The organism is Billgrantia kenyensis, from assembly GCF_013697085.1.
GTDB lineage: Bacteria > Pseudomonadota > Gammaproteobacteria > Pseudomonadales > Halomonadaceae > Halomonas > Halomonas kenyensis.
Genome location: NZ_JACEFT010000004.1, coordinates 178,945 through 190,633 on the forward strand (window position 1 = coordinate 178,945; position 11,689 = coordinate 190,633).

Here is an 11,689-nt window from a genome sequence, read left to right on the forward strand (position 1 = left end):
CTCCAACCTCGCGAGGTGTATCACATGAAGAGCAACGTAGGTGGTATCGACAAGATCCTGAGGATCGTGGTCGGGGCCGTATTGATCGGCCTGGCCCTGACGGGCGTGATCGGCGCCTGGGGCTGGATCGGCGTGTTGCCGCTGGCGACCGGGCTGTTCAACTTCTGTCCGGCCTACCAGCTGCTAGGTGTCAATACCTGCAACCTGACCAAGAAGTAGCCGAGAGTCGTCACTCTCGCTTTGAAGGCGCTATCGCTCCCGGCGATGGCGCCATTTTTTTCTCCGCTGCAGGGCTTGGCTATCGCCATCATCGGCAACTTCAATTGGTCGTTATATCTCCAAATGAAATATCGTTATAACCGAAGCGAGGAGAAGCCCCCACATCACCCAGAGAGGAGAACGAATATGGAAAACCAGATCCAGCAGCCTACGATGCCCCAGCTCAACCGTCCGGCCCCGGACTTCAGCGCCAAGACTACCCACGGCATGAAGTCGCTGTCGGACTACCAGGGCAAGTGGCTGGTGCTGTTCGCTCACCCCGCCGATTTCACCCCGGTCTGCACCACCGAGTTCATGGCCTTCGCCCGGCGCGCCGAGGAGTTCGCGGCCGTCAATACCGAGCTGCTGGGGCTCTCCATCGATGGCATTCATGCGCACATCGCCTGGACCCGTAGCATCAAGGAGAACTTCGGTGTCGAGATCCCCTTCCCGATCATCGAGGATCTGCAGATGAAGGTGGCCAACGCCTACGGCATGGTGCAGCCGGGTGCCAGCGACACCTCGGCAGTGCGCGCCACCTTCGTCATCGACCCGGAAGGCGTGCTGCGGGCCATGATCTACTATCCGATGAGCAACGGCCGCTCCATCGACGAGGTGCTGCGCCTGGTCAAGGCGCTGCAGACCAGCGACGAACACGGCGTGGCCACCCCTGAAGCCTGGCAGCCGGGCGAGCCGGTCATCGTGCCGCCGCCACACACCGTTGCCGACGCCGAGGCGCGCCAGGAGCAGGGCTACGAGTACACCGACTGGTACTTCTGCAAGAAGACCCTTTAACGCATCAGCAGGGCCTCGGCGCCTCCGGGGGCTGGGGCTCTGCGTTCGTTATGCATAAATGATATATATATATAACTTTATTCGTGCTACAGTAAGACAAGCGTGCGGAAACTACACCGACGGAGGTCGATAACCATGTCCAAGCCGATCGTGACCCATTTCTTTGACGAGCCCACCAATACCTTCAGCTATGTGGTGCAGGATCCGGGCAGCAAGGCCTGCGCCATTGTCGATTCCGTGCTCGACTTCGACTACGCCGCCGGCAGAACCGATGTGCGTTCCGCCGACGAGATCATCGCCTTTATCCGGGATAAAGGCCTTGAGGTCGAGTGGATCCTCGAAACCCACGTGCATGCCGATCATCTTTCCGCCGCCCCATACCTGCACGAGAAACTGGGCGGCAAGACCGGTATCGGTGCCAAGATCACCGTGGTACAGGACGTCTTCGGCAAGGCCTTCAACGCGGGTACCGAGTTTGCCCGCGACGGCAGCCAGTTCGACCGCCTCTTCGAGGAAGGCGACACCTTCGCCATCGGTAACCTGGAAGGGCGCGTGCTGCATACGCCGGGCCATACGCCGGCCTGCCTGACCTACGTCATCGGTGATGCCGCCTTCGTCGGCGATACCCTGTTCATGCCCGATTACGGCACGGCTCGCTGCGACTTCCCGGGTGGCGATGCCCGCACCCTCTTTCAATCCATCCAGAAGGTGCTGGCGCTGTCGGACGAGACGCGTCTCTTCCTGTGCCATGACTACAAGGCGCCGGAACGTGAGGAGTACCAGCACGAGACCACCGTGGCGGAGCAGCGTGCCCATAACGTCCATGTGCACTCAGGCATCAGCGAGGAGGAGTTCGTCAAGATGCGCACCGAGCGCGATGCCACCCTCGATATGCCGCGCCTGATCCTGCCGTCGGTGCAGGTCAACATGCGCGCCGGCCACATGCCTCCGCCCGAGGACAATGGCCAGATCTATCTCAAGGTGCCGATCAACAAGTTCTGAGGCGGTCAGGAGGTGAGCCACCATGCAGGTACATGAAATTGACCCCGGCTTTGCCATCGCCGATGCCGTCACCCCGGCCGACCTCGAGGAGGTCGCTCGCCAGGGAGTCCGTGCGGTGATCTGTAACCGTCGTCCGGGCGAGGCGGAGGATCATCCCGATGATCGAGCGCTGAGTACAAGGGCTGTCGAGCTGGGGCTCGAGTGGCGCTGCATCCCGGTCACTCCGGGCGAGTACAGCGAGGCCGATATCGCGGCCTTCGGGCAGGCGCTGGAGAGCCTGCCCACGCCGATCCTGGCCTTCTGCCGGACCGGCAGGCGGGCGGTACACCTGTGGGCGCATGCCCGAAGCCGTGAGCCGCAGTGCAACATCCCGCTGCTGCTGGCCGCCGCGCGAGCCGCCGGGCATGACCTCGAGGAGCGCCGCTCCCAACTGGAAGCGGCTGCCAGGCAGAGCTGATCGATGAATCCCAAGCGCTACCTACCGATACTGCAGTGGTTGCCTGGCTACAGCCGGGCCACCATGGGCAGCGACCTGCTGGCAGCGGTCATCGTGACCATCATGCTGATCCCGCAGTCGCTGGCCTATGCCATGCTGGCGGGATTGCCGCCCGAGGTGGGGCTCTACGCCAGTATCGCGCCGCTGGTGGTCTATGCCGTGTTCGGCACCAGCCGGACCCTGGCAGTCGGGCCGGTGGCGGTAGTTTCGCTGATGACGGCGGCGGCGGTGGGGCAGGTCGCCCCCCAGGGATCGCCGGAATATCTCGGTGCGGCGCTGGTTCTGGCGCTGATGTCGGGACTGATCCTGACCCTGATGGGGGTGGCACGGCTGGGCTTTCTGGCCAACTTCCTCAGTCACCCGGTCATCTCGGGTTTCATCACCGCCTCGGGGCTGATCATTGCCGCCAGCCAGCTCAAGCATGTCCTGGGTGTGGAAGCCAGCGGTCACAATCTGCTGGAGCTGCTGGGCAGCCTCGGCGGCAGCCTGGGGGGAGTGAACGGGCCTACCTTGATCATCGGCTTCTCCGTCCTGGCTTCGCTCTACAGCGCCCGCCGCTGGCTCAATCCCTGCCTGCGAAAGCTGGGCGTACCCGCACGACCGGCAGATATGCTGACCAAGGCGGCGCCCATCCTTGCCGTGGCGGTGACCACCCTGGTCACCTGGAGGCTGGGTCTGGATGCCCAGGGCGTGGCCGTGGTGGGAGAGGTGCCGGCGGGTCTGCCGCCCCTGACCCTGCCGGGGTTCGATAGCGGCCTGTGGAGCCAGCTGTTCGTGGCAGCCCTGCTGATCAGCATCGTCGGCTTCGTCGAGTCGGTCTCGGTGGGCCAGACTCTCGCCGCCAAACGCCGGCAGCGGATCGACCCGGACCAGGAGCTGGTGGGGCTGGGCACCTCCAACATTGCCGCGTCGTTCACCGGCGGCATGCCGGTCACCGGCGGCTTCGCCCGCTCGGTGGTCAACTTCGATGCCGGCGCCGAGACTCCCGCAGCCGGGGCCTTCACGGCGGTGGGTATTGCCGTGGCGGCACTGCTGTTGACCCCGCTGATCGCCTACCTGCCGATCGCCACCCTGGCAGCCACCATCATCGTGGCAGTGCTGTCGCTGGTGGACTTCGGCGCCATCCGCCGGACCTGGGACTACTCCCGCTGTGATGCCATGGCCATGCTCGTCACCATCGGCGTGACGCTCGCCATCGGAATCGAGACCGGCATCCTGGCCGGGGTGGGACTTTCACTGGCCTTGCATCTCTACAACACTAGCCGCCCCCACAGCGCCGTGGTCGGTCGCGTGCCCGGGACCGAGCACTTCCGCAACGTCAAGCGCCACGCAGTGGAAACCGATCCACAGCTGGCCATCCTGCGGGTCGACGAGAGTCTTTACTTCGCCAATTCGCGCTATCTCGAGGATACCGTCATGGATCTGGCGCTTCGCCAGCCCGGGCTATGTCACGTCGTACTGGCCTGTCAGGCAGTGAACGTCATCGATGCCTCGGCGCTGGAAAGCCTGGAGGTGATCAATGCCCGACTGCGCGATGCCCAGGTCAAGCTGCATTTGGCGGAGGTCAAGGGGCCGGTGATGGACCGGTTGAGGAATACCCAATTCTGCCGCGAGCTGACCGGGGAGGTGTTCCTGAGCACCTTTGATGCCTGGCGCTCGCTGCGTGGCGAGTCTGCCACACCGGGCCGAGCCTGCGGTGCAGCGGAGCCGATGGTGTAGGCACGACCTTTCTTGACGTTCAACACTGTAAGAAGGAGTGAAGAAGTGGACTGGATCGCGAGCCTTCAGGGGCTGATAGGGGGTGTGTTCATCGGCCTGTCGGCCGTCTGGTTGATGGCCACGCTGGGGCGCATTGCCGGCATCAGCGGGATCGTTGGTAGCCTCGTCACCACGCTGCCCAAGGGCGACAGCGGCTGGCGCGTGGCCTTCGTGCTGGGTCTGGTCAGCGGTCCCCTGTTGCTCATGCTGCTGGGAGGCGGGCTTGGCAACGTCGCCGGTGCCCCCGGTGAGGTGGTCGGTCAGCCGGCTGGCGGCGTGGGCCTGATGCTGGTGGCCGGCCTGCTGGTGGGGCTGGGAACCGGCCTGGGCAGTGGCTGCACCAGTGGCCATGGCGTCTGCGGCCTGGCGCGCTTGTCACCGCGCTCGATGGTGGCGACGATGACCTTCCTGGCCTGTGCCATCGTCACCGTCTATATCGCACGGCACGTGCTGGGAGGTGGCGCATGAAATCCGTCATGGGTTATATCGCCGGGCTGCTGTTCGGCCTGGGCCTGGCACTCGCCGGCATGACCGACCCGGCCCGGGTGCTCGGCTTCCTGGATATCTTCGGCGCCTGGGACCCGACGCTGATGTTCGTCCTCGGCGGGGCGGTGGTGACGACTTTCATCGGCTACCGGCTGGTCTTTCGCCGCGAGCGGCCGATGCTGGGGGAGACCTTTCAGCTGCCCACGCGCCAGGACCTGGACGTCCGGCTGATTGGCGGGTCGGCCCTGTTCGGCATCGGCTGGGGGCTTTCCGGCTACTGTCCCGGGCCCGCGGTGGCATCCATTGCCGGGCTCACCGCGCCGCTGTTCGCCATGCTGATCGCCATGGTGGCGGGCTGGTTCCTGGCCCGGGCGATCCCCGCTCGCGACTGAGGGGGGCTCGACAACCCTGCCCTGCGTCCCCATCGGCTCGGCCGATGGGGACGCTTATCGTTGCTCTCTCGGCCTGGCTTTCTCCTGTCGTTAACCTCCGCTTAATCTGCACATGACACGATGCGCCACAAGAAGAGGAACCCTTCATGCACGTTCTGCTCATCGAGGATGATGCGCTGGTGGCCTCAGGCATTCTGGCCGGGCTGAGCGCACACGATTTCGTTGCCGACCATGTGGAAACCATGGCAGAGGCGCGTATGGCCCTCGAGGCGGTGGCCAGCGACGTGGTCATCCTCGATCGTGGCCTGCCTGATGGCGATGGACTCGAGTTGCTGGAGGAGTGGCGCAGAGCCGGGGTCACCACCCCGGTACTGGTACTGACTGCGCGCGACAGTGTTCAGGATCGCGTCATGGGACTTCAAGGTGGAGCGGACGACTATCTGGTCAAGCCCTTCGACCTGGACGAGCTGGTGGCACGGTTGCATGCCTTGCTGCGCCGGGCCGTAGGGCGATCCCGCTCGGTGATGGAGCACGGTGCGCTGTGCCTCGACCCGGTTGCGCGCGAGGTGAGCGTGGCCGATCAGCCGGTGGCGCTGTCGCGACGAGAGCTGGTGCTGCTGGAAACCTTCCTGCGGTCGCCTCGCAGCGTGCTTACCGCCGACCAGCTCAAGGACAGCCTCTACGGCATGAACGAAGACGTGGAAAGCAATGCGCTCAACGTGCATATCCATCACTTGCGGCGCAAGCTCGGCATCCGGGTGATCGAGACCGTACGCGGGCTGGGATATCGCCTGGGCAAGCCTTCGGCGGTGGAAGCGCCGCCCGGGAGAGCGGGGCGATGAGCCTGCGTACGCGCCTGTTGCTGACCTTGGGCTTGACCCTGGCATTGCTGTGGGGGCTGGCTGCGACCTGGTTGATGCGTGACCTCGAAGAGCAGTTCGTGGCCACCCTCGATCAGCGCCTGGCCCAGTCGGCACGCATGGTGGCAGGGCTGATGGCTCAGCTTCCCGAGGAGGTGTGGCTGACGGCGGATCGGGCCGCCTTGTCGATTCCACCCATCGAAGGGCTCGCCTGCCAGGTGCATTCGCCCAGCGGAGAGGTCATGGCCCGCACCCATACCGACCTGGAGTCGATCCTGGCGCCGGGGGAGCGCGGGCATAGCTTCCGTGAAGAGGGGGGCGTCACCTGGCGGGTGTTCACCTACGAGCGTGGCGGACTGACCATTACCACCGCGGACCGAATGGATGAGCGCAACCAGTTGTTGAGTGAGGTCTTCAAGGTGGCGGTGGTGCCTTTTGCCGTGGCTCTGGTGGGCAGCATGGTCGCACTGTGGCTGGGAGTGGTGCGTGGCCTGGCGCCGTTGTCCCGGCTGCGACAGTCGCTGGCGAAGCGTCACCCTGAAGCCCTGGGGCCGGTAGCCACTCACGGGGTACCGGTGGAGCTCAAGCCGCTGATCAAGACGCTCAATGGCCTGTTGGAACGTGTTCAGCAGGCCATGGTGCGCGAGCAGCGCTTCACCAACGATGCCGCTCATGAGCTAAAGACGCCGCTCACTGCCATCAAGACCCATCTCCAGGTAGCCGGTCGTGTAGAGGGACAGGCTGCCCGCCAGTCACTGGCCCACGCCGAGGAGGGCGTCGGCAGGCTGACGCGAATTCTCGATCAGCTGCTGATGCTCGCCCGGGTCGAGGGTCAGGCCCGGTTCGATGATGGCGAGTGCAGCCGAATTGCCGATGTGGTGGAGCTGGCGCTTCGCGATAATGGCATGACGGTGTCGCGGTTCGAGCTACCCGCAGTGTGGCCCGAAGGACGGCTAGGCCTGCCTCGCGAGCTGGCAATCACCGCATTGCGCAATCTGGTTGACAACGCCCTGCTGCATGGCGGCGATGCGGGGCCGGTGGTCCTTGACGCCGAGCGGGTTGAAGGAGGATCGGCTGTCACCTTCCGGGTCCGCGACCACGGGACGGGGGTCGAGGCCAAGCTGCTGGGGCAGCTGACCGAGCGCTTCTGGCGCACCAGCAAGCAGCAGGGGAGCGGCCTGGGGCTCGCCATCGTCAACGCGATCGCAGAGCGCTTCGGCGGGCAGCTCGATTTCACTCGCCCGCAGGGAGGCGGACTCGAGGCCCGCCTTACCTTGCCGCTGCAGCCGGAGCCCTGAGCTCGCGGCTCAGGGCTGTTCTCCCCCCATCATTTCCACCAGGCGCGCCTCTTCCGGCATGCCGTCCGCACGCTGTAGCCGTCCCTCGTGGCGGTAGATCGTGGTCGGCGTGGCATACAGCCCCAGTTCATCGAACAATCCGTTGTTGCGATAGATCTGGTCCTCGATATCCCGGGGCTGCGGGGCCGCCGCGACGGAATTGCCCTGGCTGTGGTCGTGCAGGGCGGCCTCCGGGTCATCGGCGCCCAGCAGGGAAGCGGCCTTCGCCGGGCTGCTCTGCTGCAGGATCCCCACCATGATATGGCGCAGCTGGACCTGCCCGGCCTCGATCCACGGGCGGGCCTGCTTCCAGAACTGGTGGCAGTAGGGGCAGTTGGGGTCGGTGAAGGTATACAGCACCAAGGGGGCGTCCGGCTGGCCGTCCTGGATCCAGTAGCTGGCTTCCAGCTTCTGCCAGACTTCCTCTTCCTGTGGTGCTCTGACGAGTTCATCGAGAGGCGCCTCGGAGAGGTCGTTGCCTTCGGCATCGATCATGGTGCCGACGATGGCATGTTGACCATCGCCAGTCACGAAGACGGTCATCTCGCGGCCCTGGTGGCTGGCGGCGAAGCCGGAAAGGCCGCTTGGGGCCTCGAACTCACCGTGTATTTCCAAACCTTCTGCACTCAAGGCGCGGATGGGGGCTGGCCAGTCGTCGGCAAGCGCCATGGGGGCGCCGGCGAGGACAGTCAGTCCGGTGGCAAGCACGCAATATCGAAAAGCCATGTGGGTTTCCTTGATGTCGATGTGACGCTATGGACCCCGGGAGTCCGTTGGATGACAGGGGGCTGAATTCAGCGCAGGCGCTCGATGCCGCTCAGCAGGGTGGCCCGAGACAGTTCGCCGAAATGCGTGCTTCTCAGTTGACCGTCTGCATCGTAGAACAGCGTCGTCGGCATGGCCATGGAGCCGGTGACTTCGCCAAGCGAGTTGCGGGCATCGAGCAGGATGTTGTCGAGCTCAAGGGTGTGTTCGGCAAGAAAGCGTTCCACGTGACGGGCATCTTCCCCCTGGTTGACGAAGACAAAGGTAATGTCGTCCGCTTCCTGCTGCATCTGCTCGAAGACCGGCATCTCGCGAATACAGGGCGGGCACCAGGTAGCCCAGAGATTGACTACCAGCGGCTGGCCCTCCGCGGCCGCAAGCGAAGGCAGGTCGGCCGGGCTGCCATCCAGGGCGACCAGTGCGGTATCCGGCAGGGGGCGCGCAGTGGATTCCATCAGCAGCAAGGGGCCGGCAAGCAGCCCCCAGGTAATGGCGCCCGTGGTCAACGCGCCGGCAAGGGCGACCCTTTGTGCCGGGTGCCGCCACATCAGCCAGAGGGCGTAGGCCAGGCCAACCACCAGGCCTCCCAGGGGGTCGAATCCACCGTCACGGATGTCCAGTATCGACAGTATCCCGTCGTAGCTGCCCCAATAGCGGATCACGAACAGGGTGCGGGCACCGGCCAGTCCGAGAAGCAGCAGTGTAAACAGTGTGTCGGCGACAGGGGTGCGATAGCGCCGCCCCAGCAGCGCTCCGGCAAGCAGGGCCATGAAGAAGGCCAGTACGATCAGCAGTTGGCCGATGGAGATTCCCACGGGGCCAAGGGCAAGGCTCTGCTGCAAGGCATGCATAGGGTGCTGTCCTCCTGAAGCGAAGCTCACGGTAAAGGCGACTCGCCAGCGTGACAGGCCTGGATTAATTCCCGGTTAACTCAAGCTGTGTCGCTATGACGCAGCCTGCCACACTTGCGCTACGGCATAGTATTCTCATGCAGTGCTTGCCCTGACCCTGCTCGACCTTATAACAAGGAGCCTCCATGATACTGCCCCGCTCACTTCTGCTTGCCGCCGGCCTTTCCCTGGTATCTCTCGCCGCCCATGCCGATCTGCTGACCATCGAGGATGCCCAGGTGCGTGCCGTGCCGCCGGGTTCCCAGGCCTCGGCTGCCTTCATGACGCTGCGCAACCCCGGAGAAGAGGATGTGGTTCTGGTGGACGCCGGCTCCGCGGCTGCGGAGGTCATGGAACTGCACAACCATGTCGATGTGGAAGGCGTGATGCAGATGCGCAAGGTGCCGGAGATCGTCGTGCCGGCTGGAGGTAGCACGTCGCTGGCGCCGGGTGGGCTGCATCTGATGCTGATCGGCCTGACTGCTCCCCTGGAAGAGGGTGAGCCAGTCGAAATCGAGCTGATATTCGAATCGGGTGACAGTCAGCGGTTCGAAGCGCCGGTGAGGCAGATCATGGTTCACGACCACGACCACGATCACGATCACGATCACGACCACGACCACGACCACGACCACGACCACGACCACGACCACGACCACGACCACGACCATGACCACGACCACGGTGACCACTCTCACTCCCACTAGCGCCGAGAGGGTCGTGCGGGGCCAGCCTCGGCTGGCCCGCGCTGGGCGGTGAGCGGTCGAGCGGGTACAATGCCGGGTCAAACACGCTTATTCGCGACCCAAGCGCGACGTTCGCGTCGCCCCGCTCCACGTTCGGATCGACACCATGCATTGCCCTTTCTGTGGTGCCCATGACACTCGAGTGACAGACTCCCGCCTGGTGGCAGAGGGCGATCAGGTGCGCCGTCGCCGCCAGTGCACTGATTGCGGCGAGCGCTTCACCACCTACGAAACCGCTGAGCTGGTCATGCCCAGGGTGGTCAAGTCAGACGGCTCACGGGAAACTTTCGACGAACAAAAGCTGCGTGCCGGAATGCTGCGTGCCTTGGAGAAGCGTCCGGTCAGTGCCGAGTCTATCGAGGCAGCGGTCGAACAGATTCGTCACCGTCTGCGAGCCAGCGGCGAGCGTGAAATCCAGGCTCGTGATATCGGCGAAGCCGTGATGCAGGCGCTCAAGCGCCTGGATCAGGTCGCCTACATACGCTTTGCTTCGGTCTATCGTCGCTTTCAGGATATCGACGAGTTCCGCGCCGAGATCGACCGTCTTTCCCAGGAGCCCGGCTTTCCCCCCGGCTCGAACGACGACTAGCCTTTCCAGAAGCTCAGGAGCGATATGGGCAAGCCGACCGATTCCGCCTGGATGGCCCGGGCGCTGCAGCTCGCTCGCCGCGGCAATTATACGACTCACCCCAACCCCCGCGTGGGCTGCGTGCTGGTCAAGAACCGGAGAGTGGTAGGCGAGGGCTGGCATGTCCGTGCCGGTGAGCCCCACGCCGAGGTGCATGCGCTGCGCATGGCCGGAGACGCTGCCCGTCGCGCTACCGCCTATGTCACCCTCGAGCCGTGCTCGCACCAGGGGCGCACCGGCCCCTGTGCCGTGGCACTCATCGAAGCGGGGGTCAAGCGGGTGGTGGTGGCCATGCAGGACCCCAACCCCGACGTGGCCGGTCGAGGCATCGCCATGCTCCGTGAGGCGGGGGTCGACGTCGTGGTCGGCCTGCTCGAAGAGGAGGCCAAGGCCCTCAACCCGGGTTTCATCTCGCGCATGACACGCCTGCGCCCCTACGTGCGGATGAAGATGGCCATGAGTCTCGATGGGCGCACCGCCATGCAATCGGGCGAATCGCAGTGGATCACCGGCCCTCATGCCAGAGCCGAAGTGCAACGGCTACGTGCCAGCGCCAGCGCCATCATGACCGGGGTCGATTCGATCATCTTCGACAACTCACGCTTGACGGTCCGGGCCTCCCAACTGGCGCTGGACGATGCCGAGGCCATCGCCGAGCGCCAGCCGTTGCGCGTGGTGGTCGATACCCAGCTGCGCCTGCCCCAGGCGGCGGCCTGCCTGCGTGAGCCGGGGCGTACCCTGCTGGCGACCGCCCCCGGGCATGACCCGCAGCGCCGCGCCCGCCTGGAGGCGGCAGGCGCCGAGGTGGTGGTGATCCGTGCCGGAGGGGATGGGCGCATCGACCTGACTTCCCTGATGCGCTATCTGGTGGAACAGGAGCTGGTCAACGAACTGCTGCTCGAGACCGGGGCCACCCTGGCTGGCGCCATGCTCGATGCGGGCCTGGTGGACGAGATGCAGCTTTTCGTGGCGCCGACGCTGCTTGGCGGCGAGGCGCGCCCGCTGTTTGCCCTGCCGGGACTGACGCGCATGGCCCAGCAGCGGCCGCTGGAGATTCTCGACATACGCGCCGTGGGGCGCGACTGGCGGATCACCGCGCGACCGGAGCGCAGGCAGATTGAGGCGTAGTTTTCCGCGCAACCGAGCGACGGGGCAGGCTGCTGGGGAGGTTTTTTTCCAGGGATGGAAAAAATAGCGTCCAGGGAGGGATTCACAGCGCCTCCCCAGCGGCCTTTGCCCCGGAGGGGTAAAGTGTGAGGGGATGCCCCAATGTACT

General features: G+C 64.9%; 14 protein-coding genes. 12 read left to right on the forward strand and 2 right to left on the reverse strand.

Annotated features, from left to right (window positions below; all coding sequences use genetic code 11):
- Positions 1-24 precede the first annotated feature (24 nt).
- From H1D44_RS05950 to H1D44_RS05990, 9 genes are all read left to right on the forward strand, one after another.
- On the forward strand, positions 25-219 hold the full coding sequence (locus tag H1D44_RS05950; protein ID WP_181513917.1) for a YgaP family membrane protein: 195 nt from the start codon (positions 25-27) through the stop codon (positions 217-219).
- A gap of 186 nt (positions 220-405) precedes the next feature.
- Positions 406-1,053, forward strand: coding sequence for a peroxiredoxin (locus H1D44_RS05955; RefSeq protein WP_181513918.1), 648 nt, complete (start codon positions 406-408; stop codon positions 1,051-1,053).
- 135 nt (positions 1,054-1,188) lie between these two features.
- The gene (locus H1D44_RS05960; protein WP_181513919.1) at positions 1,189-2,055 is read left to right on the forward strand and encodes an MBL fold metallo-hydrolase; all 867 of its coding nucleotides are present in this window, start codon (positions 1,189-1,191) and stop codon (positions 2,053-2,055) included.
- Positions 2,056-2,077: 22 nt separating this feature from the next.
- On the forward strand, positions 2,078-2,512 hold the full coding sequence (locus H1D44_RS05965) for a protein tyrosine phosphatase family protein (RefSeq protein WP_181513920.1): 435 nt from the start codon (positions 2,078-2,080) through the stop codon (positions 2,510-2,512).
- A gap of 3 nt (positions 2,513-2,515) precedes the next feature.
- Positions 2,516-4,270 carry a SulP family inorganic anion transporter gene (locus H1D44_RS05970; protein ID WP_181513921.1) on the forward strand — a complete coding sequence of 585 codons (1,755 nt, stop codon included), beginning with the start codon at positions 2,516-2,518 and terminating at the stop codon, positions 4,268-4,270.
- Between the two features lie 45 nt (positions 4,271-4,315).
- Entirely contained in the window at positions 4,316-4,777 is a 462-nt protein-coding gene (locus H1D44_RS05975) for a YeeE/YedE family protein (protein WP_181513922.1), read from the forward strand.
- Entirely contained in the window at positions 4,774-5,187 is a 414-nt protein-coding gene (locus tag H1D44_RS05980) for a DUF6691 family protein (protein WP_181513923.1), read from the forward strand. The genes H1D44_RS05975 and H1D44_RS05980 overlap by 4 nt, the downstream gene beginning before the upstream one ends.
- Positions 5,188-5,333: 146 nt before the next feature.
- Positions 5,334-6,029 (forward strand): response regulator, encoded by a 696-nt coding sequence (locus H1D44_RS05985; protein WP_181513924.1) that lies wholly within the window; start codon positions 5,334-5,336, stop codon positions 6,027-6,029.
- Complete coding sequence (locus H1D44_RS05990; RefSeq protein ID WP_181513925.1) at positions 6,026-7,345, forward strand: ATP-binding protein; 1,320 nt, start codon at positions 6,026-6,028, stop codon at positions 7,343-7,345. The genes H1D44_RS05985 and H1D44_RS05990 overlap by 4 nt, the downstream gene beginning before the upstream one ends.
- Before the next feature lie 9 nt (positions 7,346-7,354).
- Here the strand turns inward: H1D44_RS05990 and dsbG are convergent, their stop codons facing one another.
- Together dsbG and H1D44_RS06000 are read right to left on the reverse strand one after the other, a co-directional pair.
- On the reverse strand, positions 7,355-8,110 hold the full coding sequence (dsbG, locus tag H1D44_RS05995; protein ID WP_181513926.1) for a thiol:disulfide interchange protein DsbG: 756 nt from the start codon (positions 8,108-8,110) through the stop codon (positions 7,355-7,357).
- Positions 8,111-8,178: 68 nt separating this feature from the next.
- Positions 8,179-9,000: a TlpA family protein disulfide reductase gene (locus H1D44_RS06000; protein ID WP_181513927.1), complete on the reverse strand. Its 822-nt coding sequence runs from the start codon at positions 8,998-9,000 to the stop codon at positions 8,179-8,181.
- Positions 9,001-9,185: 185 nt separating this feature from the next.
- On the opposite strand from H1D44_RS06000, the gene H1D44_RS06005 reads away from it, so the two are divergent.
- From H1D44_RS06005 to ribD, 3 genes are all read left to right on the forward strand, one after another.
- On the forward strand, positions 9,186-9,746 hold the full coding sequence (locus H1D44_RS06005) for a copper chaperone PCu(A)C (protein ID WP_181513928.1): 561 nt from the start codon (positions 9,186-9,188) through the stop codon (positions 9,744-9,746).
- 145 nt (positions 9,747-9,891) lie between these two features.
- A complete protein-coding gene (gene nrdR / locus H1D44_RS06010; protein WP_181513929.1) occupies positions 9,892-10,374 on the forward strand; it encodes a transcriptional regulator NrdR in 483 nt (160 codons plus the stop codon).
- A 24-nt stretch (positions 10,375-10,398) separates the two neighbouring features.
- Entirely contained in the window at positions 10,399-11,541 is a 1,143-nt protein-coding gene (ribD, locus tag H1D44_RS06015; protein WP_181513930.1) for a bifunctional diaminohydroxyphosphoribosylaminopyrimidine deaminase/5-amino-6-(5-phosphoribosylamino)uracil reductase RibD, read from the forward strand.
- Positions 11,542-11,689 lie beyond the last annotated feature (148 nt).